A 21,457-nucleotide genomic window follows, 5' to 3' on the forward strand; every position below is an offset into this window, starting at 1 on the left:
CCCCCGCCGGGGTGCGGCGCCGTCGTCGTCCCCCGGACCGCGCGGGGGACGTCTACCGTGAACCCATGCGTGCAGCCGTCATCCACGGGCCCCGCGACGTCCGCGTCGAGGATCGCCCGGACCCGAAGATCCTCACCCCCGGCGACGCGGTGGTCCGCGTCGTCGCCGCCTGCGTGTGCGGCTCCGACCTGTGGCCCTACCGCGGCGTCACGACCGTGAAGAGGCCGCGACCCATCGGTCACGAGCTGGTGGGCGTGGTCGAGGAGCTGGGCTCCGACGTCACGTCGGCGCAGGTCGGCGACTTCGTGGTCCTGCCGTTCACCATGAGCTGCGGCGAGTGCCAGTCCTGCCGGGCCGGCTACCCCGCGGCCTGCGACGTCGTCACCGGGTTCGGCTCCACCGATCGCTGGGGGAACCCGGTCGACGGCGCCCAGGGCGAGCGCGTGCGCATCCCGCTCGCGCAGCACTCCCTGTTCCCCGTGGGGCGGCCGGAGGCCGAGCTCGAGGCCGCGGGTCTCGTGCCGCACCTGCTCACCCTCGCCGACGTGATGTCGACCGGGTACCACGCGGCGTTCTCCGCGGGCGTCTCCGCGGGCGACACCGTCGTCGTGGTCGGCGACGGCGCCGTCGGGCTCTCCGGCGTGATCGGCGCCCGCCTCCTGGGCGCGGAGCGGGTGATCGCGATGAGCCGCCACGACGACCGGGCGGCCCTCGCCCGCGAGTTCGGCGCCACGGACGTCGTCGCCGAGCGCGGCGAGGAGGGCCTCGCCGCCGTGCGCGACCTGCTCGGCGGGGACCTCGCCGACGCCGCGCTCGAGTGCGTCGGCACCAAGCAGTCGATGGACACCGCGCTCGACGTCGTGCGCGGCGGCGGCCGGGTCGGCTTCGTCGGCGTCCCCAACGGCGGCCCGGAGCTGAGCGTGCGGCGCCTGTTCGACCGCAACGTCACCATCGGCGGCGGCATGGCGTCCGCGCGCCGCTACATGGAGACGCTGCTCCCCGAGGTCCTGTCCGGCGCGATCGTGCCCGGCAAGGTCTTCGACCTGGAGCTGCCGCTCGCCGACGTCGCCGAGGCGTACGCCGCGATGGACGAGCGCCGCGCCACCAAGGTGCTGGTCCGTCCGTAGCCCGCCGCGCCGTCGACGGTCACCGCCAGACGGTCGTCACCGTCCGCGACGCCCCCGCCACGAGGTCGGGGTCGCGGGAGGTGTACGTGACCCGCACGTACATCTTTCCCCGCTCGGGGCCGTGGAACCGGACCAGCGCCGCAGAGGGCACCTTGGTCCGCTTCACGCCGTGGTGCGAGGAGCGCAGCGGCCCGCTGCCCGGGATCCAGCACTCCGACCACGGCCGTCCGGGCTGGCGGGTCTGCAGGCACAGGGCCCCGGTCTCCGCGAGGCCCGGGACGGAGACGCGAACCGTCGCGTGCACGGCCCCGCCGAGCGGCCGACCCGCGCGGAACCGCGTCCGGTCCATCGTCAGGCGGACGGTCGCGGGCGCCTTCCGGACCTGCTGGGTCCACGACCGCTTCGACGGGGCGTCGGTGGCGACGGCCGGCACGAACGTCGCGGTGAGGCTCCGACGCCCCGGCTCCACCCTCGTCGCCCCGACGGCGAGGGTGCCCCGGCCGTCGACGACGCGCGCGGACGCGACCTTCGTCCTGCCCGCCCACAGCTCGACCCGGCCGTCCGGGTCGGCGCCGGCGGCCGCGACGCGCACCGTCACCTTCCGGGACTTCGCGTAGGTCCAGGAGTCGCCCGTCGACGTGGTGACCTGTGTCGCCCGGCGGGGCAGGACGGTCACGGAGCGGGTGTGCACGGACCCGGCGAAGCTGAAGGGCGCCTGGCCGTCGCTCTGCGTGTAGCGCACGGTGAGCGTGCGCGTCCCCGTCGGGATCCTGTCCACGGCCACCTTCACCGCCGCGCGGCCGTCCGTGAGCGTCGCGCGCGCGACCTGCACGGCCGTGCCGCTCCGGGTGTACTCCACCGCCACCGTGCCCTGCGGCTTCCCTCCGTCGGGGGAGCTCACGCGGACAGGGACGGTCACCACCGCACCCTGTCGCACCGTGCCCGGCAGCGTGGCCTCGAGGGTCGTGGTCCTGGTGCGGACGTCCACAGGGAGCGCCCAGGTCGAGAGCAGCCTGCCGGTGTCGGACCGCTGATAGAGCCAGATCATCGAGCCTGGCTGCACCGCCCTCCCGCCGAGCGGGAGGTCGGCCGCCCCGTCCACGATCGGGGCGCTCTCCAGGCCGCCGAACGTCTCGATCGTCCCGGACCAGGCATCGGACGGCCCCGGCAGCGCGACGTGAAGCGTCGTGCGGTCGCCGTAGAACCACGAGGCCGGCGTCAGCATCGTGCCGGGGTCGAGCACCTCGACCTCGACCGAGGCGGACGAGAAGCAGCTGCAGGAACCTGGCTCCCCGTAGTCGGGGGCGTCGTAGTCCATGTGCCGCACCTCGACGACGTGGCGCCCCGGCGGCACGAGGCCCGACACGAAGTAGAGCGTCCCCGTGCCTGTCGGCGGCCGGACGGTGGGGGCCTGGAACCGCCCGTCGACGAACACCGCCAGCGGAGCGTTCTCCAGGGGGACGCCGTCGTGGGTCACCGTCGCCTCGAGCGGCACCCGTTGGCCCTGCCACCACTGCGCGCTCGCGACGGTGACCGTCGTCTCGCTGCCCCCGGGGTCGGCGGTCGCGGGCGGCACAAGACCCCCTGCGACCAGGCCGAACGCCGCCAGCACCGTCATGAGGACCGACCCGGCCCGGCCGCGCTTCCCGCTCACGCACGCTCCCGCTCTCTGAGGACTGGCTGGACGATAGCGGCGGTCGTCCTGGGGGGAAACGGGTGACAGCGGGTGAAATCTGCGGAGCGACGGTCACGCCGGAACGCCGTGACCGCGGTGCTACGGGCGGCCGGCGTACGGCATGACCTCGTCCCAGCGGACGGGGGTCTCGCGGACGTCGATGCCGGGGCGCGGGGCCTCGACCATCATCCCGCCGCCGGCGTAGACCGCCACGTGCCGGATGGTCGACGGGTCGGACGTGTCGTTGGCGTAGAAGATGAGGTCGCCCGGGCGCATGCGGTCGTAGGAGACCTTGCCGACGGTGAGGTACTGCGACCGCGACGTGCGCGTGATCCACACGCCCGCGGCGTTCCACGCCCCCGAGGTCAGCCCCGAGCAGTCGTAGCCCGGGTCGCCGTCGCCGCCCCACTGGTACGGCGTCCCGATCTTCGAGCGTGCCCACGCGAGCGCCTCGCGGCCCTGCGCGGCGCTGCCCTGGCCGACGCCGCTGACCGGCGGCGGGTCGGGCTTCGGGTCGGGCCGCGGCGCCGGGTCCGGGTCCGGGGCGGGCTCGCGGGTGCGCGTCGGCTGCGGGGCGGGCTCGGCCTGCCGCTCGTCGTCGGCCCGCGCACCGTCGTCCGTACCGCCCGACCGCGGTCGCTCGGGCTCCGGGTCGGCCTGCGCGTCGGGGGCGGCCGCCCGGTCCGCGGTCGTCTCGGACGTGCCCGACGAACCGCCCGAGGACGCGGCGTCCTCGGCCCGTTCCCGCGCGGCGGCCTCGCTCGCGGCGGCGGCCCGCTCCTGCCGGTCGGCCTCGCGCTGCCGCTCGAGCTCGACGCTGGTGCTGCGCAGGTCGGCGAGGCGCGCGAACAGGCGGTCGCGCTCGTCCTCGGCGGCGGCGGTGCGGGCGGTGAGGTCGGCGGCCGTGCGCCGCGCGGTGGCGAAGGCCGCCTCGGCCGCGGCGCTCGCGTCCTGCTGCGCGGCGCGGGCGGCCTGCCAGCGGGCGTCCGCGTTGCGCGCGGCGGACCGCACGTCCGCCTGCAGAGCCAGCGCGCCCGCGACCTTCCGGTCCACCGCGCGCTGCGCGGCCTCGCCCGACACCACGTCGCCGACGTCGCGCGCCCCCGCGACGACGTCGAGCGGGCCCAGGCCGTTCTCGTTCGCGCGCGCCGTGGTGCGGTACGCCTCGGCGAGCGTGCCCCGGGCGGCGTCCTCGGCCCGCTGGGCGCGGTCGGCCCGCTCGCGCGCCTGGGCGGTCTCGCGCTTCGCGTCGGCGAGCGCCTCGCGGGCCTCCGCGTAGTCCTCGGCGGCGGTCTGGACGGCGGCCTCGGCACGCCCGAGCTCGGCCCGGATCGCGTCCAGCCGCGACTGCGCCCCGGCGACGTCGAGCGCGGCGGCGTCCGCCGCGGCGTGCGCGGCCGCGACGTCGTCGTCGGACGGTGGCTCCGCCCACGCGACGCCCCCGGTGACGACGGGCGTTCCGCCGAGGAGCGCGACGGCGACCCACGAGGTGACCCTGGCGGCACGACGGGTGCGCGGCATGTCCTGCTCCTCCCTCGGGACGCGCTGACCGGCAGATGTTCTCCGGGCAACCTCGCCCAGACTCGCCCCGGGCGACGGGGACCGCCACCCGAGGGGACGGTCGGGACGCGCCTGGCAAGGCGACACGCCGTCCATATTCTGGTCCCGAATAGCGAGACACGGGTGTCGCGCGCTACGCCGCCGGGCTACGGTCGTCCGCATGACCCGCCGAATGTGCCGCTGACCACCGCGCACGTTCGCCTGCCTGCGGCCGCTCGTCGACCCAGCCATCCGCTCCGCGTGCGCAGCCGACCGCCGCGGCCCGCCCCAGACGCGCAGGCCTCCTGGTTCCCGCCGCGGCCCGATCACCGCCGACCGAGCCCGAACAGCGCCCGACCCGAGCCACCCAGGAGCACGTCATGACCTCCAGCTGGACCTTCGAGACCCGCCAGATCCACGCCGGCCAGACCCCCGACCCCGTCACCGGGGCCCGCGCGCTGCCGATCTACCAGACCACGTCGTTCGAGTTCCCCAGCGCCGACGTCGCCGCCGACCGCTTCGCGCTCGCCGACCTCGGCCCCATCTACACCCGCATCGGCAACCCCACGCAGGAGGCCGTCGAGGCGCGCGTCGCCGACCTCGAGGGCGGCGTCGGCGCGCTGCTCGTCGCGTCCGGGCAGGCCGCCGAGACGCTCGCGATCCTCAACGTCGCGCAGGCCGGCGACCACCTCGTCGCCAGCCCGAGCCTGTACGGCGGCACCTACAACCTGCTGCGCCACACGCTGCCGAAGCTGGGCATCGAGACCACGTTCGTCGACGACCCGCACGACCCCGAGTCGTGGCGCGCGGCGGCCCGGCCGACCACCAAGGCGTTCTTCGCCGAGACGATCCCCAACCCCCGGGCGGACGTGCTCGACATCGCCGCCGTCTCGACCGTCGCCCACGAGGTGGGCGTGCCGCTCATCGTGGACAACACGATCGCCACCCCGTACCTGGTGCGCCCGATCGAGCACGGCGCCGACGTCGTCGTGCACTCGGCCACGAAGTACCTCGGCGGCCACGGCGCGGCCATCGGCGGCGTCATCGTCGACGGCGGCACCTTCGACTACGCCGCGCAGCCCGAGCGCTTCCCCGGCTTCAACCAGCCCGACGAGAGCTACCACGGCCTCGTCTACGCCCGCGACCTCGGCGTGGGATCCGCGCTCGGCGCCAACCTCGCCTTCGTGCTCAAGGCGCGCGTCCAGCTGCTGCGCGACCTCGGCCCCGCCGTGGCCCCGTTCAACGCCTTCCTGCTCGCCCAGGGCCTCGAGACCCTGTCGCTGCGGGTGGAGCGGCACGTGTCCAACGCGCAGCACGTGGCCGAGTGGCTCGAGGAGCGCGCCGACGTGCGCCTCGTGCACTACGCCGGGCTGCCGTCGTCGCCGTGGCACGACAACGCGCGGCGGTACGCCCCGAAGGGCGCCGGCGCGGTCGTGGCGTTCGAGCTCGACGTCGCCGACCCGGAGCTGGCCAACGCCGCCGGCCGCGCCTTCGTCTCGGCGCTGCAGCTGCACTCGCACGTGGCGAACATCGGCGACGTGCGCTCGCTGGTCATCCACCCCGCGTCGACCACCCACTCGCAGCTCACCCCGGAGGCGCAGGCGCAGTCCGGCGTGACGCCGGCCCTGGTGCGGCTCGCCGTCGGCCTCGAGGGGGTCCAGGACATCCTCGCCGACCTCGAGCTCGGCTTCGCCGCGGCGGCGGACGTCGTCGCGGGCGCGACCGACGGCGCGACGTCCGACGACGAGGCCGCCGCGTGACGGCGGTGCCCGGCCCGTCGGCGCGGTGCGGCGGCGGCGTCGCCGCCACCGTGCCGTCGGTGGGCGGGCGCCGCTCCGGCACCGCTCCGACCGTCCGCCCGATGACGTCCCGCCCGGCGACCGACTCGCGGGCGCAGGTCAAGCCGCCGGTGCCCGCCACCGGCGCGTGGCGCGAGGGCGACCCGGTGGCGGGGAGGAAGTTCGCCGACGTCGGGGCGGTCGAGCTCGAGGCGGGCGGCGTGCTGCCCGACGTGCGGGTGGCGTACGAGACGTGGGGCGAGCTGGACGCCGACGGCTCCAACGCCGTCCTCGTGCTGCACGCGCTCACCGGCGACGCGCACGTCACCGGCGGCGCCGGACCCGGCCAGCCCACCGCCGGCTGGTGGGCCGACATGATCGGCCCCGGTGCGCCCATCGACACCGACCGCTGGTTCGTCGTCGCGCCCAACGTGCTGGGCGGCTGCCAGGGCACCACCGGCCCGGCGTCCACGGCCCCCGACGGCCGGCCGTGGGGCGGGCGCTTCCCCCGCATCACGACGCGCGACCAGGTCGCCGCGGAGATCGAGCTGGCCCGCCAGCTCGGCGTCGAGCGCTGGTCGCTGGTCGTCGGGGCGTCGATGGGCGGGCTGCGGGTGCTGGAGTGGGCGCTGCTCGGCCCCGAGGCCGGGATCGCGGTGGAGGGCGTCGCCGCCATCGCGACGACGGCGCAGACGTCGGGCGACCAGATCGCCTGGGCGCACCCGCAGCTCGGCGCGATCCGGGCCGACCCTCGCTGGCGTGGCGGCGACTACTACGACGCCGCCGACGGGGACGGGCCGGACACCGGCCTCGCCATCGCCCGGCAGATCGCGCACACCACCTACCGCACGGCGGCCGAGCTCGACGTGCGGTTCGGGCGGCTGCCGCAGGGCGGAGAGGACCCGCTCGAGGACGGGCGCTACGCCGTGCAGTCGTACCTCGACCACCACGGCGACAAGCTCGCGCGCCGGTTCGACGCCAACTCCTACCTGGTGCTCACCGAGTCGATGCTGAGCCACGACCTGGGGCGCGACCGCGGCGGCGTCGAGTCGGCGCTGTCGCAGATCACGTCGCGGGCGCTGGTCGTGGCGGTGGACTCGGACCGCCTGTTCCCGCCGGAGCAGGCGAGCCGCATCGCGGCGTGGCTGCCCGGGGCGGAGCCGCTGCGGATCGTCACGTCCGACTTCGGGCACGACGGCTTCCTCATCGAGTTCGACCAGCTCGGGCCCATCGTCGCCGACTTCCTGGCCGGCGCGAACATCGACGAGAGCGAGGCCGGCTGACCGGCGGCGCCCGGGGCGCGGCATGATCGAGGCATGAGCGACACCGTCACCCTGCCCGACGGACGCACCGTGCCGGCGCTGGGCCAGGGCACCTGGTACCTCGGCGAGACGCCGTCCCGCCGTGCCGACGAGCTGGCCGCGCTGCGCACCGGCCTCGACCTGGGGCTCACCCTGATCGACACCGCCGAGATGTACGGCGAGGGGGCGGCCGAGGAGCTGGTGGGCGAGGCCGTCGCCGGGCGTCGCGACGACGTCGTGCTGGTCAGCAAGGTCTATCCGTGGAACGCGGACGCGCGCGGCACCGTGGAGGCGTGCCGGGCCAGCCTGCGGCGGCTCGGCACCGACCGGCTCGACCTCTACCTGCTGCACTGGCGCGGCGGGGTACCCATGGCCGAGACGGCGGCCGCGCTCGACGCGCTGGTCCGGGCGGGCGACGTGCTCGGCTGGGGCGTCAGCAACCTCGACGTCGACGACCTGCGCGAGCTCGACGGCGTCGCCGGCGGGCTGAGCAGCACGTGCCAGACCGACCAGGTGCTCTACAACCTCTCCCGTCGCGGGCCGGAGCACGACCTGCTCCCGTTCCTCCGGGAGCGCGGCGTGGTGACCATGGCCTACTCGCCGGTGGAGCAGGGGCGCATCCTCGGGAACCCCGCGCTGCGGAAGGTCGCCCGGCGGCACGGCGCCACCCCGGCGCAGGTCGCGCTCGCGTGGGTGCTGGCGGGCGAGGGCGTCGTCGCGATCCCGCGGTCCGGGTCCGCCGCGCACGTGCGCGACAACGCCGCGGCGCGCGACCTGCGCCTGGGCGCCGAGGACCTCGCCGAGCTCGACGCCGCCTTCCCGCCCCCGGACGGGCCCGTGCCGTTGGACATGCTCTGAGGGACCGGACGCCGGTGGCCGCGCGTGCGTCGGCGGCCGCGCCTAGCGTGGACGTGGCCGCCGACCCGCGCGGCCAGCCACACCGCAGCGCTGCTGGAGGCGCCCCATGGTCCGGCTCAACCCGTATCTCAGCTTCAGGAACCAGGCCGCCGAGGCCTTGGAGTTCTACCGGTCCGTGCTCGGCGGCGAGCTCGACGTCAGCCGGTTCGGCGACATGCCCGCGGACTCCGGCATGCCGATCGAGGACGCCGACAAGGACCTCGTGATGCACGGCCAGCTCGAGACGCCGTCCGGCCTCACCCTCATGGCCGCCGACACCGGCTCGATGATGCCGTACGTGGCGCCCACCAGCGGCGTCACGGTCGCACTGACCGGCGGGCCGGAGGACTACGACTACGTCGCGAGCGCGTACGCGAAGCTGGCCGAGGGCGGCACCGACGCGATGCCGTTCGACAAGGCGCCGTGGGGCGACTTCTACGGCCAGGTGACCGACCGGTACGGCATCACCTGGATGTTCGACGTCGGCGCCCCCTGACGACGCGGCCCGGCGGCCTCTCCGGTCATCCGACGAGCAGGCTCTCCCGCCGGGCGGCGAGCGCCGCGAGCTCGGCGTCGGCGGCGGCGCCCCGCTCGGCGAGACGCTGCCGCACCCCGTGGACGGCGCGGCCCGCGCCCGCGACCCGGTCGCGGGCCTCGGCGATCCGGTTCCGCACCGACCAGTCGGTGAAGATGTTGTCGAACCAGACGTCGAGCGTGCGGGTGAGGCCGTCGACGCCGACCCCGCCGACGCCCTGCTCGCCGAGGTCGCCCAGCTCGACGGTGAGGTGGCGCAGCGCCGCGTCCGCCTCGCGCAGCAGGCCCGCGGCGCGGTCCATCTTGTCGTGCTTGACCATGCTCGCGAGCATGCCGCCGTCGAAGAACGTGTCGTAGGTGGACCAGCCGTCGGCGTCGCGCAGCTCGTCCGCCGCCGCGGCCAGCGCCCGCGCGGCCCTCTCGGCGGCCACCTGGGCCTGACCGATCTCGACCTGCTGGGCGCGCCATCCGCCCACCTGCTCGGCCACCGCTGCCAGCTCGGCCGCTCCCGGGCCGCCGGCACCGCGCACCCACGCCTCCTTCGCCGCGAGCGCGGCGTGCCACCGGGCCTGCACGTCGCCGAGGGCGGCCAGACCGGCGTCGACGACGCGCACCTCGCGCTCCGCGGCGGCCCGCCGTGCCTGCGCCGTCGCGGCGACGTACTCGGCCGCCTGCTGCTCGGCACGCTCGGCGTCGAGCCGTTGCGCGCGGTCGCCACGCAGCGCCGCCCACACGCGCACGAGGCTCAGGGACTCCAGCCGCGCGACGTCGGCCGTCTCGTCGGCGAGCGAGGCCCGCGCCTCCGCCAGGGCCTCCTCCGACGCGGCGAGCTCCCGGCCCGCGACCAGGCGACGCGCCGACTGCTGCGCGTGCTCGACGACGGAGGCGCGCGCCGCGGCCAGCTCGTCCTCGACCCCACCGGTGGGCCCATCGATCGGCATGGCGGACAACCTAGGGCATCGCCCGGTCCGGCCTCCAGGTCCGCCCACCACCGGCGACCACCAGTAGGTTGGTGCGTATGCTCGCCGCCACCGTCGCCCGGTTCTCGCCCGACTCCCCCCTCGACGGCCTGGAGGTGGGCGAGCGGCCCGAACCCGAGCCGCGGGAGAACTGGACCACGGTGCGTGTGCGTGCCGCCACGCTCAACCACCACGACCTGTGGTCCCTGCGCGGGGTGGGCCTGCGGGCCGAGCAGCTCCCGATGATCCTCGGCACCGACGCCGCGGGCACCGCCGCGGACGGCTCGCCGGTGCTCCTGCACGGCGTGATCGGCGCCGACGGGCACGGCGTCGGGCCGACCGAGCGCCGCACGCTGCTGTCGGAGCACTACCCCGGCACGCTGGCGGAGTACGTCGCGGTGCCGATCCACAACCTGGTGCCCCTCCCCGACGACCTGTCGTTCGAGGACGCCGCGTGCCTCCCCACGGCCTGGCTCACCGCCTACCGGATGCTGTTCGGCGCGGCCGGCCTCGCTCCCGGCGACCGGGTGCTGGTGCAGGGCGCGGGCGGCGGCGTCGCCTCCGCGGCGATCGTGCTCGGCGCCGCGGCCGGCCTGGAGGTGACGGTGACCTCGCGCTCCGCGGAGCGCCGGGAGCGCGCCCTGGAGCTGGGCGCCGCGCACGTCGTCGAGTCGGGCGCCCGCGTGCCGGCCCGCGTGGACGCGGTGATCGAGTCCGTCGGCCAGGCCACCTGGGCGCACTCCGTGCGCTCCGTGCGGCCGGGCGGCACGATCGTCGTCTGCGGCGCGACGTCCGGCGACGCCCCGCCCGCCGAGCTCACCCGCGTCTTCTTCAACGAGATCCGCGTGCAGGGCGTGACGATGGGCTCCCGGGACGACCTGGCCGCCCTCGTGCGGTTCGTCGCCCGCACCGGCGTGCGGCCCGTCATCGACTCCGTCGTGCCGCTCGCGCGCGTCGGCGAGGGCCTGGCCCGCCTCGCGGCCGGCGAGCAGACGGGCAAGATCGTCGTCCTGCCCTGACCCCCGCGGTGCGGTGAGCCGCCTCCGGGCTCAGGCGAAACGGTGCCGGAAGGCGTCCAGGAGCGTCGGGCCCTCGGCGCCGAGGCGCCACACGCTCCACCCGTCGGCGGTGGGCGAGCCCGAGGCTGCGGACGCCGCGTGGTCCGGGTGCCAGTAGCGGGAACCGTCGGCGAGCTGGATGGCGCCGTCCCGGTGCAGCACGGCCTCGAAGTACTGCCGGCGGCGCGGACGCGACCACACGATCGTCGTCGGGTGCACCAGTGTGCCGGCCAGCGCGACGAGGTCGTGGTCCACCTCGTCGTCGCCCGCGGCGGGCGGCGGCGCCCACGGCCCGGGCGCCGCGAGCGGCTCCGGCGGGGGCGGGACGGGCGACGTCAGCGGGTCGTAGCCGTGGTCGTGCGGCGCGGGCGTCCAGCCCGGCTCCAACGGGTCGGACGGCGGCGTGCGCAGGCGCGGCGGCTCGAGCGGAGGCACCTGCAGGCGGGGGAGGTCGTCCTCGACGCCGGACCAGCGCGGCTCCGGCACCGGCAGGTCGAACGCGGGTGCCGCCACCTCCGCGAACGCCTGACCGAAGTCCCGGCGCCCGAGGTCCTCACGACCGAGGTCCTCACGACCGAAGCCCTGACCGCCGAAGTCCTGGCGCCCGTAGTCCGACACCGACCCGTCGAGCTCCGGTCGCGACGTGAAGCGGTCCGAGCGCGAGCGGCGACGCGGGGCGCCGCCGGGGAGCGGCGGCCGCTCGCGGGTGATGTCGAGGTCGTCGTCGAGGCCGGGTCCGCGGCCCGGCGCAGGCACCGGGCCCGGCGACGGCGGCGGGGGGACGGGGGCGTGCGGGGCGGGCACGGGAGCCGCCGGCACGGGCAGCGGGCCTCGCGGGAGGGCTGCCTCGGACGGGCCCTCCTCGGCCGACCGCGGGCGCGCGGCCCGGCGGCGGGTCCGCGACGGCGGGGCCGACTCCACCTTGTCCCGGGGTGCCTGGACCGTGGCGGGCATCTTCCCGCCCAGCGCGAGCCCGACGGCCACCCCCTCGGCGAAGGTCTCGGGGTCGACGCGGGCGGACGCCTCGTCCGTCCGCGCGGAGGCGTCGTCGTCGGGCGTGGCGACGGTGTCCCTCGACGCCGCCGGGGCGGCGGGTGCGGACAGGCTCGGGGCCGACGGCGCGGACGCGGGGTGGATCACCAGCGGCGACACGTCCACGAAGCGGCGCCCGTCCGCGCTGTGCACCACGCCCATCTTCAGCACCTCGACGGGCATCGTGGGCTGGCGCAGGAAGTCGACGGCGTTGAGGATCTCCTCGCTCGCCTCCTGGCAGATGACGATGAGCCGGGCGCTGCTGCGCCCCGGCTGCGAGCGGGTGATGGGCACGCTGTCGTAGAACGCCGCCACGTCCCGGTGGAACGCCGCCGGCCCGCCGTGGTACCGCTCGGCCAGGGCGCCGCGCGTCAGCCGGCCGGCGGCTCCGGCGTGGTCGAGCGCGCGGGTGAGGGCGGTGCGGTCGAGGTCGGCGACGAGCTCGACGACGACGGGCGAGCCGGTCGCGTCGAGGGCGAGCAGGTGCGGCTCGTCCGGGCCCACGCCCGGGCTCACCGGGAAGATCTGCTCGCCGAGCAGACCGTCGATGTGACTGTCCACCACCCGGTGGGCGGTGGTCCCGACGCCCTGGGAGCTTGCCGCGGGCGACCGGTCGGACTGGACGAGGAGGGGCCTCTGGGCATCGACCTCGAACAGGGGCATTGCACACCACTCCTGGATCGGAACCGACCCCGGCGGCCGGATCCCGGGGCAAGCCTAAGGCCCCCGCGACGTGGCGTGTACCACAGCGGGCTCTCAGGCGCGCGTCGGCGCGCCAGGTCGCCCGCGGCGAGGCCGGTCGGCGGTCGGCGGGCTAGGCGTGACCTGCGCCGCCGTCGTCGGCGAGCCGCTCCTCGACCCGGGCGACCTTCGCGTCCAGCTGCCCGGTGTACCCGGGCCGGATGTCCGCCTTGAGCACCAGCGACACCCGGTGCCCGCCCGCCCCGACGGCCTCCGTGGCGCGCTGGATCACCGGCATCACCTCGTCCCAGTCCCCCTCGATCTCGGTGAACATCGCGGTCGTCCGGGTGGGGAGCCCGGACTCACGGACGATGCGGACGGCGGCGGCGACGGCGTCCGCCACGGACTCGCCCGCGCCGAGCGGGGCGACGGAGAAAGCGAAGACGGCCATGCCCCCATCCTGCACGTCCACGACCGTCGGCGAGGACCGTAGGCTCGTCGGGTGAGCACACGCGTCACCCTTCTCGCCGGCGGGGTCGGCGGCGCCCGCCTGGCGCACGGCCTCGCCCTGGCCCTGCCCGACGATGGCGCCCCGACGCCGGCCGGCGGCCTGACCGTCGTCGTGAACGTCGGCGACGACACCGAGCGGCACGGGCTGCTCGTCTCCCCCGACCTCGACACGGTCATGTACACGCTCGCCGGCCTCAACGACGAGACCCGCGGCTGGGGGCTGACCGACGAGACGTACACGACGCTCGACCAGCTCGCCCGGCTCGGCGAGGACACGTGGTTCACGCTGGGCGACCGTGACCTCGCGACGCACGTCGTGCGCACGGCCGCGCTGCGCGAGGGGCGGCCGCTGCACGCGGTGACGGCGCGGCTCGCTGCGGCGCTGGGCGTGCGGGCGCGGCTGCTGCCGGTGACCGACGACCGGCTGCGCACCCTCGTGGACACGCCGTCCGGGCGGGTCGCGTTCCAGGAGTACTTCGTGCGCCGGCAGCACGCCGACGCGGTGCTGGGCACCGAGCTCGACGGCGTCACCGCCGCGCGGCCCGCGCCCGGCGTGCTCGACGCGGTCGCGGGTGCGGGCCTGCTCGTCGTCGCGCCGTCCAACCCGTTCCTGTCGGTGGAGCCGGTGCTGGCCGTGCCCGGGGTGCGCGACGCCGTCCTGGCCTCGCCCGCGCGCCGCGTGGCCGTGAGCCCGATCGTCGGCGGGCAGGCGATCAAGGGCCCCGCCGCGCAGATCCTGGAGACGCTGGGGCACGAGGTGTCCGCGCTGGGCGTGGCCCGGCTGTACGCCGACCTGGTGGACGTCATGGTCGTGGACGACGCCGACGCCGACCTCGCCGGCCCGATCCGCGAGCTGGGGGTCGAGGTGCTCGTCACCGACACGATCATGGGCGGCGCCGCCGGCCGCGAGCGCCTCGCCCGCGACCTGCTCGCCCTCGGATGAGCGCACCGGACGGCGCCGGCCCCGTCCGCACGATCGCGCTGGTGCCGCTGCGCGACGGCGTCTCGGGCAAGTCACGGCTGGCGTCCTCGCTCGACCCGGCCGCGCGACGCCGGCTCGTCGCGGCGCTGGCCCGGCACGTCGTCGCCGTCCTGCTGGCGGCGGACGGCGTCGACGGCGTGCTCGTCGTCACCGCCGACGTGCCGTTCGTCGTCGAGACCCTGGACCGGCTCCTCCACGGCGGCGGCCCGGCCGTCGAGGTGGTCCCGCAGCCGCCGGACCGGCCGGGCCTGAACGCGGCTCTCGACGTCGGGCGGGAGGCGGCGCTCGAGCGCCGCGCGGACCGGCTGCTCGTCGCGCACGCCGATCTGCCGCTGCTCACGACCGACGACGTCGCGGCCCTGCTCGCCGCGGGCGCGCCGGCTCCCGACGACGCACGGCGTGGTGACGCCGCCGTCGTCGCCACCGACCGGCACCTGGCGGGGACCAACCTGCTGGTGCTGCCCGCGGCTGCACCGTTCCGGTTCCGGTTCGGCGAGGCGTCGCGGGCGGCGCACGTCACCGAGGCGGGGCGCGCGGGCCTGCGGCCGGTCGTCGTGCGCCGCCCGGGCACCGCCGTCGACCTCGACACGATCGACGACTGGGGCGAGCTGCCCCGCGCCGTCCGCGACCGGCTGCGGCGCGGGCTCGACCTGCCCCTCCCCTGACGCCCTCCCTGGCGTCCTCCCGGATGGCTCAGGGGTGCGTGTCGGTCGCGGCGATCACGGTGTCCAGGCGGGCGATCGCCGCGGTCAGGTCGTCCAGCCGCTCCCGGAGGCGCTCGCGCTGCTCCCGCAGCATCGCGCGCTGCTCGTGGTCGGTGTGCCCCGAGTCGACGCACGGCAGCAGCTGGGCGATGTTGCCGCTGGTCAGGCCCGCGGCGTAGAGCTGCTGGAAGAACCGGACCCGGTCGACGGCCGTCTCGTCGAAGAGCCGGTGCCCCGCGGAGGTCCGCACGGTCGCCAGCAGCCCCTGCTCCTCGTAGTAGCGCAGGGCGCGCACGCTCACGCCGGCACGTTCCGCCACCTCACCGATTCTCAGCACACCGGCGCCAACGACGTGACCCGTGCGCGGATTCCGGCCGACCGCCGATCAGCGGCGACCTGCCGGCGCCGTGGCCGCCTGCGGGTACAGCGCCTCGGCCGGCTCCCCGAGCCGGGACCTCCACTCGCGGGTCATCTCGTCACCGAGCACCTCGAAGGCACCCGCCTCGAAGCCGTCGAGCGCCTGGCGCACGATGTCGCGCGGCTCGGCGAGCGCCCAGTCGTCCTGCTCCCTGGCCCAGTCCGACATGTCCGTGTCCACGAGGGCCATGGCCAGCCCGGTGACCTGCGTGCCCTGGCCGGCCAGCTCGAGCCGCACACCGTTGGTCAGCTGCCACGCGGCGGCCTTCGCAGCCCCGTAGGTGTCGGCGAACCCGAACGCCCGGAACGAGCTCTGGGACAGCACGTCGAGGATCCCGCCGCCACCGTTCCTGCCGAGGATCGGCGCGAACGCGCGCACCATCCGCAGCGTGCCCCAGTAGTTGACCTCCATCTCCCGGCGGGCGCCCGACAGGTCCCCGCCGACGAACGGGGTCAGCGCCGCCACGCCCGCGTTGTTGACGAGGACCGTGACGTCCTGCGCCAGGGCGGCGGCCGCGGCCACCGAGTCGTCGTCCGTCACGTCCAGTCGGAGCGGCGTCGCGCCCGGGACGTCGACGGACGCGGGGTTCCTGGCCGCGGCGTAGACCTTCGCCGCTCCGCGCCGCAGCAGCTCTGTCACGAAGTGCCGGCCGATCCCCCGGTTGGCCCCGGTGACCAGGGCGGTCTGATTCTTGATCTCCATGCGCTGGACGCTAGGACCTGACGTCAGTGTCAGGGTCAAGGGCGTCGACCGCACCGTGCATCCGCCCGGTCGCGTGGCGGGCGCCGACGGTCAGTCCGAGGCCGGCGGGGGTTGTGCCGGTTCGGTGTGCGACGCGAGTTTCACCCTTCGGCATCGGGTGCACCGGCGGTGCCGGGAGCCATGATCTGCGCATGAGGCTCCAGGGAGACGTCGTCCGCGACACCGGTCGTGAGCGTGAGGGCGCCACCCTCGTCGTCATGGCGGCTCTGGGGGTCATGACCGCGTCGGTGAGCGTGGCGATCCTCGGCCCCTGGGCACCGATCGTGGGCGCGGTCGTGCTCGCGCTCGCACGCCTCGGAGTCGGGCGTCCCACCGCCGCGGAGGGCTCGAGGATGATGCGAGCCACTCTCACCGGAGCGCTCGTCGGATGGGCGGCGATGGCTGCCTTCATGGGTGCTGCGCTGATGGTCCCGACAGACGTCGACTGAAGCCACCGCGCGCCGGCGGACCTCGATACCGGGCTGTCGGGGGGGTGGCCGTCGGTGGGGTTGTCGACCCCGCTCCGGAGTTCAGGCCCTCCGGGGTGCCGCGTGACAGCATCGACGCTCGCCCGCGTCATCCCTTGTGCTCCACGTCGGCTCGACGTACGTCCTGGGTCGTGGTGGCCGTTGCCGTCTTGAGAAGGGTGGCAGCGATCAGGTCGCGGATCTCGCCATCGGTCAGGGCATGGTCGCGAGCGACCCGCACGAACCGGTACGCGGCTTGGGCGACGGCGGCCCTGTCGAGGGTGGCTGCGGGCGCGGTGACGAGCGTGCCGACGCGTCGCTTGCTGGTCACCATGCCGGCAGCCTCGAGGTCGCGGTAGGTGCGGGCGACGGTGCCCGGTGCGATGCCGAGGTCGTTGGCGAGAGCGCGCACGGTGGGAAGACGTTGGCCGTCGGCGAGGTCGCCGGCAGTCACGAGGGCGGCGATCTGCGCCCGGAGCTGTTCGTAGTGAGGAACGGTGGAGGCGATGTCGATCCGGACGGCGAGGCTCATGCCTGCGCCTCCGCCGGTTCGTCGTCGGCCATCGCCGCCGCGGGCGCCGTGTCACGAGACGGCCAGACGGCCACGACCAGCGCGAGGAGCGCGACAGCGAGGGCGGCAAGGAGCAACGTGCTACCGGCGACGAGGTGCGCCGAGCTCGGAGATGCGCCCGCAGCGGTTCCGCTGCCGTACCCGAGGCCGAGGCGGCGAAGCGACAGGCCGCCCACGGCGATCAGGCCGGCCAGGGTCCATCCGAGGACGAGCTGCACGGAGCGCAGGATGCGGCGTGCTACGCGCCGACGCAGCCACATGTCCCACTCCTCGTCGACGTCGTCGATCGCCGGACGCGAGGCGACGAGGCGGAGCACCAGCTCGGTGAGCACCACGGCTGCCGTCGAGGCGGCGAGTATCGGCACGGTCCACAGCCAGCCGGGGAACGGGTCCACGGTGAAGGCTTGGTCGAGGCCGACGACGCGGGAGACCGATCGTGGGCCCGATGCCATCAGGCCGAAGCCGACCGCGACGACGACGGCTCCCGCCAGCCACATCATTGCCGCCCGCCGCAGTCGGCCAGGTGCGACGTCATGCACGGTCCGCGCGACGAGGCGAGCCTGTCGTTGCGTGCCCCGCGGCCTCGGCCAGGTCATCTCGCCGACGGCGTGAACGGCGAGGAGACCGAGCAGCGACACGACGGGAAGCACCGCCGCGCGGTGTCCCACCAGTGCCAGGTAGCCCCCGAAGTAGTACGTCGGGACCAAGAGGATGCCGAAGATCAGCGGCACGGTCCCAACACCGGCTGTGAGTGCGGCATGGCGTGCCGCGCGTCGAGCCGCCGCCGACGGCGCGACCGCTCGCTGTCCGTCCCACCACAACGCGGCGGCGGCCAGGAGCGACGCCCCGGCGAGGACGACGCCCACGGCGGCGGGGAACTGCAGGCCGAGCAACGAGTCCATGACCACATCCCTAGTCTATTGATCATGAACTATGAACTATCGAGAGGGGCGGGTCAAGGCGGGATCGATCCCCGGAGCCCGACCCGGTGAGAATCGACGGAGGCCGGTGTTGCATTCGGGCGTCTGGGAACGATGTAGGGGTGTGAGACAGAGGATGAGTCCGTGACGGCGCCCCCAGACATCGTGTTCAGCGAGGTCTTCCGAGCGCTGTACCCGGACGGGCTGAGGTTCGTGCAGCGCCGCGCCGACCCGGACGTCGCGGAGGACCTGGCTGCGGAAGTCTTCGCCATCGCGTGGAACCGGTGGGCGGACGTGCCGCGCGAGGTGCGCCCGTGGTTGTTCGGCGTCGCGCGCAACGTGCTGGCCGAGGATCGTCGCGCCCACGGCCGGCGGCATCGCCTCGCGCTACGGATCGGTGCAGAGCGTGATCTACCGCAGGACGCGATCGCCCTCGCCACCACGACCGTGGACCTCCACGCCGCCTGGGCCCGCTTGAGCGACGCCGACCGGGAAGCGCTGGCCCTGGTGGCGTGGGACGGGCTCACCGGCCGTGAGGCCGCCCAGGTCCTGGGCTGCACGCGCGCCGCGTTCTCGGTGCGCCTGACCCGGGCGCGCCGCCGACTCAAGCATCTCCTGGCAGACATCGAACCCGGACCTGACCCCGAGCCCGCACCGTGGCCTGCCCGGCGAGCGGGCGCCCGAGTCGTGGAAGGAACGCAGCCGTGAACCTGATGACCGAGGACCCGACGCTGCGCCGCGTCGCCGACGCCAACCCCGTGCCAGACGCGCCGCTCAGCACCGCCGAGGAGGCACGGGCCGACGCGATCCTGGAGCGCATCACGACCGCCGCACCGGCGGCAGCGCGCCCGTCCAGGCCACGACGGCGTTGGTGGGCACGCGCCGCCGCCGGCGGCACGGCCCTCGCGGCCGTCGTCGCCGCCGGTGTCCTCGGTACCGCCCCTGCGTCGGCGGAGCTCGTGCTGCTCGAGGCCGCGGACGGCGCCGCCACCCAGCCCGTCGGGGACGGCGAGTACTGGTACGTGCACGAGCGGGTGACCGAGTCGGGGATGGGTGCCGACGACCTGGGCCCGTACGACCGCGAGGTCTGGCACTCTCGGGACACCTTCCTCATGAAGGACGAGACCTCCGCGGCCCTTGCCGCCGCCGAGCACGGAGAGTCGACAATGGACCCCTCGCTCGTGCGCGTGCTCGACCTCACCGACACGGTCGAAGGTGGCGGCCCGCCGGTGTTCGGCGGGAACCCGCAGTTCACCTGGGACGAGCTCGACGAGCTGCCGACCGATCCCGCGGCCCTGACCGAGCAGCTCACGGCCGGGATGCCGGCGAGCGATCACGGCTACGACCGGGACCTGTGGAGCCAGGCCGTGAGCCTGCTGCAGGGCAGCCCCGCCAGCCCCGAGCTGCGCCGCGCACTGTGGCAGGTCCTCGCCGGCATCCCTGGCGTCGAGCTGGTCGGCTACACCTCCGACAGCGCGGGACGTGACGCCACGGCGGTCCGTGCCGACGCACCGGCACCCGAGCCGCCGCTGTGCGGCCCGGGATCCGTCCCCGAGAAGTCGTGCTGAGCGCGAGCGTGCGCGGCCTCCGGTCCGCGGGCTCTGCCGGTGGCAGGATGACCGCGTATGAGGCGCTGGAGCTCACTGGCCACGGTCGCGATCGGTGCGGTCGTCCTGGCCGCGACGGCCGGTTGCGCGGGTGCCGATCCCGCGGCGTCGGCCTCCTGCGCTCCACCCGAGCTGTCGTGGTCCCAGCAGGCGGCCGCTCCGGGCGAGGTGGTGACGCTCCAGGGCACAGCCATGGTGGTCGGCTGCGACGACACCGGCTCCGGGGAGCCGACGCAGCCGATGCGCATCACGGCGGCACAGGTGTTCGTCGACGGCGAGGCACTCCCTGCGCCGGAGGTTGCCGACGAGGTGGTCGCCACGGACTCCGGCGACCTCCAGATGCAGGTCGCGGTGCCCGACGACGTCCCTGACGGCGCCGTGGTGACCGTCGAGATCACCGGGAGCGAAGGCGCCGTCGTCCGCTCCGACGAGCTCGCCGTCGCCGGCGACGACGCGTAGGCGTGCACCCGACCTGCGGACAGCCCCGATCACGGGGTGGTGGGACCCCCGCTCAGTTCCGCGCCCGGGCGCGGTCCATCCGGCATGAGCACCGAGTCGAGCATCGAGCTGATCGAGCAGTCCACGCTGCCGGGCACCGACTTCGAGGGTTACCTGCACGGGTCCACCGTGTCGGTGATGTTCGAGCGGTTCGACCGCGACGGCGTCGGCCCGCGCCTGCACCGCCACCCGTACACGGAGACGTTCATCCTGCGCTCTGGGCGCGCGCTGTTCCGGGTGGGGGACGACGAGGTGGTCGCCGTGGGCGGCCAGATCCTCGTCGCCCCCGCCGGGACGCCGCACAAGTTCACGGTGATCGGCCCCGAGGTGTACGAGGCCCTGCACGTGCACGCCAACGACCGGTTCGTCACCGAGTGGCTGGAGTGACCGGGCAGGGCCACGCCGGTCACACCGCGTCGAGACGGGCGCGCACGTCGTCGTCGAGGTCGAGCTCGGCCGCGCCGAGCAGCTCGTCGAGCTGCGCGACGCTGCTCGCGCCGACGACCGGCACGACGGGCACGTCCCCGCCCAGGAGCCAGGCGAGCACCACCTGGTTCGGGGTGGCACCGATCTCGTCCGCGACCTCGCGCAGCACCCGCAGCCGCTCGTGCGTGGTCGGGTGGTCGAAGCCGTCCCACAGGGGCTTGTCGTCGCGCACCAGCGCGCCCTGCATCAGCGGCGAGTACGCGACGACCGCCAGCGGGTGCTCGGTCGCCGACGCCGCGCCCGCGTAGTCCAGCAGCTCGTACGACGCCCAGTTGTGCCGGCCGACGTCGGGCCGCGGGTACGGGTAGGTGAGCTGCTGCTGCACCAGGCCGTAGGGCGCGACGCCCTGGCGACCGGCCTCCTCGCGCGCCTCGACGACACGGTGCAGCGCGACGTTGGAGATGCCGGCGATCCCGACGAGCCCCTCCGCCTGGAGCTTGCCGAACGCGCCCACCGTCTCCGCGAGCGGGGTGTCGTAGTCGTCGACGTGCCCGTAGTACGCGTCGATGTGGTCGACGCCGAGGTGCCGCAGGCTCTCGCGGGCCTCCCAGGCGATCGTCTCGGCGCCCAGCCCCTGGAAGTTGGTCGGCGGGACGTTCTGCAGCGGCAGGTTCGGGTCCTTCTTCGCGGCGCCGACCTTGGTGGCGATCCGCAGCTCGCCGCGGTTCCCCCGGGCGGCGAGCCAGCGGCCGAGGACGTCCTCGCTGTCGCGGCCGTGCCCTCCGCCCCAGCCGTTGTAGTTGTTGGCGGTGTCGAGGAAGGTGCCGCCGGCCTCCACATAGCGGTCGAGGATCGCGAAGGACGTCTCCTCGTCCGTCCGGGTGCCGAACCACATGGTGCCGAGGCACAGCGTGCTGACCTCGAAGGACGTGGTGCCGTCGCCGATCGTGCGGTAGCGCATGGGTGCTCCTGTCAGGGTGTGGGTCGTGGGGGCCGGCGGACCGTCCGCCGGCCGACACCCACGACGCTACG

General features: G+C 75.3%; 23 protein-coding genes. 13 read left to right on the plus strand and 10 right to left on the minus strand.

Features of this window, described 5'->3' with window-relative positions:
* Positions 1–65: 65 nt before the first annotated feature.
* Positions 66–1,127 (plus strand): zinc-binding dehydrogenase, encoded by a 1,062-nt coding sequence (locus tag ACFQ80_RS19345; protein ID WP_430564792.1) that lies wholly within the window; start codon positions 66–68, stop codon positions 1,125–1,127.
* A gap of 19 nt (positions 1,128–1,146) precedes the next feature.
* Here ACFQ80_RS19345 and ACFQ80_RS19350 read toward each other — a convergent pair whose 3' ends face one another.
* Together ACFQ80_RS19350 and ACFQ80_RS19355 are read right to left on the minus strand one after the other, a co-directional pair.
* Positions 1,147–2,781, minus strand: a complete 1,635-nt coding sequence (locus tag ACFQ80_RS19350) for a hypothetical protein (protein WP_430564793.1) — start codon at positions 2,779–2,781, stop codon at positions 1,147–1,149.
* Positions 2,782–2,901: 120 nt separating this feature from the next.
* The gene (locus tag ACFQ80_RS19355; RefSeq protein ID WP_430564794.1) at positions 2,902–4,323 is read right to left on the minus strand and encodes an NlpC/P60 family protein; all 1,422 of its coding nucleotides are present in this window, start codon (positions 4,321–4,323) and stop codon (positions 2,902–2,904) included.
* A gap of 323 nt (positions 4,324–4,646) precedes the next feature.
* Between ACFQ80_RS19355 and ACFQ80_RS19360 the strand changes: the two genes are divergently transcribed.
* The 4 genes from ACFQ80_RS19360 to ACFQ80_RS19375 all read left to right on the plus strand — a co-directional run bounded on the left by ACFQ80_RS19360 (position 4,647) and on the right by ACFQ80_RS19375 (position 8,813).
* On the plus strand, positions 4,647–6,101 hold the full coding sequence (locus ACFQ80_RS19360; RefSeq protein WP_430564813.1) for a bifunctional o-acetylhomoserine/o-acetylserine sulfhydrylase: 1,455 nt from the start codon (positions 4,647–4,649) through the stop codon (positions 6,099–6,101).
* Positions 6,102–6,202: 101 nt separating this feature from the next.
* Complete coding sequence (locus ACFQ80_RS19365; RefSeq protein WP_430564814.1) at positions 6,203–7,402, plus strand: homoserine O-acetyltransferase; 1,200 nt, start codon at positions 6,203–6,205, stop codon at positions 7,400–7,402.
* Positions 7,403–7,435: 33 nt separating this feature from the next.
* On the plus strand, positions 7,436–8,278 hold the full coding sequence (locus ACFQ80_RS19370; protein WP_430564795.1) for an aldo/keto reductase: 843 nt from the start codon (positions 7,436–7,438) through the stop codon (positions 8,276–8,278).
* A gap of 106 nt (positions 8,279–8,384) precedes the next feature.
* Positions 8,385–8,813, plus strand: coding sequence for a VOC family protein (locus ACFQ80_RS19375; protein ID WP_430548576.1), 429 nt, complete (start codon positions 8,385–8,387; stop codon positions 8,811–8,813).
* Positions 8,814–8,838: 25 nt separating this feature from the next.
* On the opposite strand, the gene ACFQ80_RS19380 is transcribed toward ACFQ80_RS19375, so the two are convergent.
* Positions 8,839–9,792: a hypothetical protein gene (locus tag ACFQ80_RS19380; RefSeq protein WP_430564796.1), complete on the minus strand. Its 954-nt coding sequence runs from the start codon at positions 9,790–9,792 to the stop codon at positions 8,839–8,841.
* Positions 9,793–9,869: 77 nt separating this feature from the next.
* Here ACFQ80_RS19380 and ACFQ80_RS19385 point away from each other — a divergent pair, with 77 nt between their 5' ends.
* Complete coding sequence (locus tag ACFQ80_RS19385; RefSeq protein WP_430564797.1) at positions 9,870–10,829, plus strand: zinc-binding dehydrogenase; 960 nt, start codon at positions 9,870–9,872, stop codon at positions 10,827–10,829.
* 30 nt (positions 10,830–10,859) lie between these two features.
* On the opposite strand, the gene ACFQ80_RS19390 is transcribed toward ACFQ80_RS19385, so the two are convergent.
* Positions 10,860–12,563: a hypothetical protein gene (locus tag ACFQ80_RS19390; RefSeq protein ID WP_430564798.1), complete on the minus strand. Its 1,704-nt coding sequence runs from the start codon at positions 12,561–12,563 to the stop codon at positions 10,860–10,862.
* A gap of 151 nt (positions 12,564–12,714) precedes the next feature.
* The gene (locus ACFQ80_RS19395; RefSeq protein WP_430548572.1) at positions 12,715–13,032 is read right to left on the minus strand and encodes an MTH1187 family thiamine-binding protein; all 318 of its coding nucleotides are present in this window, start codon (positions 13,030–13,032) and stop codon (positions 12,715–12,717) included.
* 51 nt (positions 13,033–13,083) lie between these two features.
* Here ACFQ80_RS19395 and cofD point away from each other — a divergent pair, with 51 nt between their 5' ends.
* Together cofD and cofC are read left to right on the plus strand one after the other, a co-directional pair.
* Positions 13,084–14,034, plus strand: a complete 951-nt coding sequence (cofD, locus tag ACFQ80_RS19400) for a 2-phospho-L-lactate transferase (protein ID WP_430564799.1) — start codon at positions 13,084–13,086, stop codon at positions 14,032–14,034.
* Positions 14,031–14,738: a 2-phospho-L-lactate guanylyltransferase gene (cofC, locus tag ACFQ80_RS19405; RefSeq protein ID WP_430564800.1), complete on the plus strand. Its 708-nt coding sequence runs from the start codon at positions 14,031–14,033 to the stop codon at positions 14,736–14,738. Before cofD ends, cofC begins: the two co-directional genes overlap by 4 nt.
* A 28-nt stretch (positions 14,739–14,766) precedes the next feature.
* On the opposite strand, the gene ACFQ80_RS19410 is transcribed toward cofC, so the two are convergent.
* Together ACFQ80_RS19410 and ACFQ80_RS19415 are read right to left on the minus strand one after the other, a co-directional pair.
* Positions 14,767–15,096 (minus strand): MerR family transcriptional regulator, encoded by a 330-nt coding sequence (locus ACFQ80_RS19410; protein ID WP_430548569.1) that lies wholly within the window; start codon positions 15,094–15,096, stop codon positions 14,767–14,769.
* A gap of 66 nt (positions 15,097–15,162) precedes the next feature.
* The gene (locus ACFQ80_RS19415; protein ID WP_430564801.1) at positions 15,163–15,897 is read right to left on the minus strand and encodes an SDR family oxidoreductase; all 735 of its coding nucleotides are present in this window, start codon (positions 15,895–15,897) and stop codon (positions 15,163–15,165) included.
* Positions 15,898–16,088: 191 nt separating this feature from the next.
* Between ACFQ80_RS19415 and ACFQ80_RS19420 the strand changes: the two genes are divergently transcribed.
* Positions 16,089–16,385, plus strand: coding sequence for a hypothetical protein (locus ACFQ80_RS19420; RefSeq protein ID WP_430564802.1), 297 nt, complete (start codon positions 16,089–16,091; stop codon positions 16,383–16,385).
* Between the two features lie 127 nt (positions 16,386–16,512).
* Here the strand turns inward: ACFQ80_RS19420 and ACFQ80_RS19425 are convergent, their stop codons facing one another.
* Both ACFQ80_RS19425 and ACFQ80_RS19430 read right to left on the minus strand, forming a co-directional pair.
* Positions 16,513–16,935: a GntR family transcriptional regulator gene (locus tag ACFQ80_RS19425; protein ID WP_430564803.1), complete on the minus strand. Its 423-nt coding sequence runs from the start codon at positions 16,933–16,935 to the stop codon at positions 16,513–16,515.
* Entirely contained in the window at positions 16,932–17,876 is a 945-nt protein-coding gene (locus ACFQ80_RS19430) for a hypothetical protein (RefSeq protein WP_430564804.1), read from the minus strand. The genes ACFQ80_RS19425 and ACFQ80_RS19430 overlap by 4 nt, the downstream gene beginning before the upstream one ends.
* Positions 17,877–18,059: 183 nt before the next feature.
* On the opposite strand from ACFQ80_RS19430, the gene ACFQ80_RS19435 reads away from it, so the two are divergent.
* The 4 genes from ACFQ80_RS19435 to ACFQ80_RS19450 all read left to right on the plus strand — a co-directional run bounded on the left by ACFQ80_RS19435 (position 18,060) and on the right by ACFQ80_RS19450 (position 20,386).
* Entirely contained in the window at positions 18,060–18,602 is a 543-nt protein-coding gene (locus ACFQ80_RS19435) for an RNA polymerase sigma factor (protein WP_430564805.1), read from the plus strand.
* A gap of 5 nt (positions 18,603–18,607) precedes the next feature.
* Entirely contained in the window at positions 18,608–19,462 is an 855-nt protein-coding gene (locus tag ACFQ80_RS19440) for a CU044_5270 family protein (RefSeq protein WP_430564815.1), read from the plus strand.
* A gap of 57 nt (positions 19,463–19,519) precedes the next feature.
* Positions 19,520–19,960, plus strand: coding sequence for a hypothetical protein (locus ACFQ80_RS19445; RefSeq protein ID WP_430564806.1), 441 nt, complete (start codon positions 19,520–19,522; stop codon positions 19,958–19,960).
* Positions 19,961–20,044: 84 nt separating this feature from the next.
* A complete protein-coding gene (locus ACFQ80_RS19450) occupies positions 20,045–20,386 on the plus strand; it encodes a cupin domain-containing protein (RefSeq protein ID WP_430548565.1) in 342 nt (113 codons plus the stop codon).
* 19 nt (positions 20,387–20,405) lie between these two features.
* Here the strand turns inward: ACFQ80_RS19450 and ACFQ80_RS19455 are convergent, their stop codons facing one another.
* Positions 20,406–21,386, minus strand: coding sequence for an aldo/keto reductase (locus ACFQ80_RS19455; protein WP_430564807.1), 981 nt, complete (start codon positions 21,384–21,386; stop codon positions 20,406–20,408).
* Between the last annotated feature and the right edge of the window lie 71 nt (positions 21,387–21,457).

It is taken from the genome of Isoptericola sp. NPDC056578, from assembly GCF_042793275.1.
Classification (GTDB): Bacteria; Actinomycetota; Actinomycetes; order Actinomycetales; family Cellulomonadaceae; genus Isoptericola.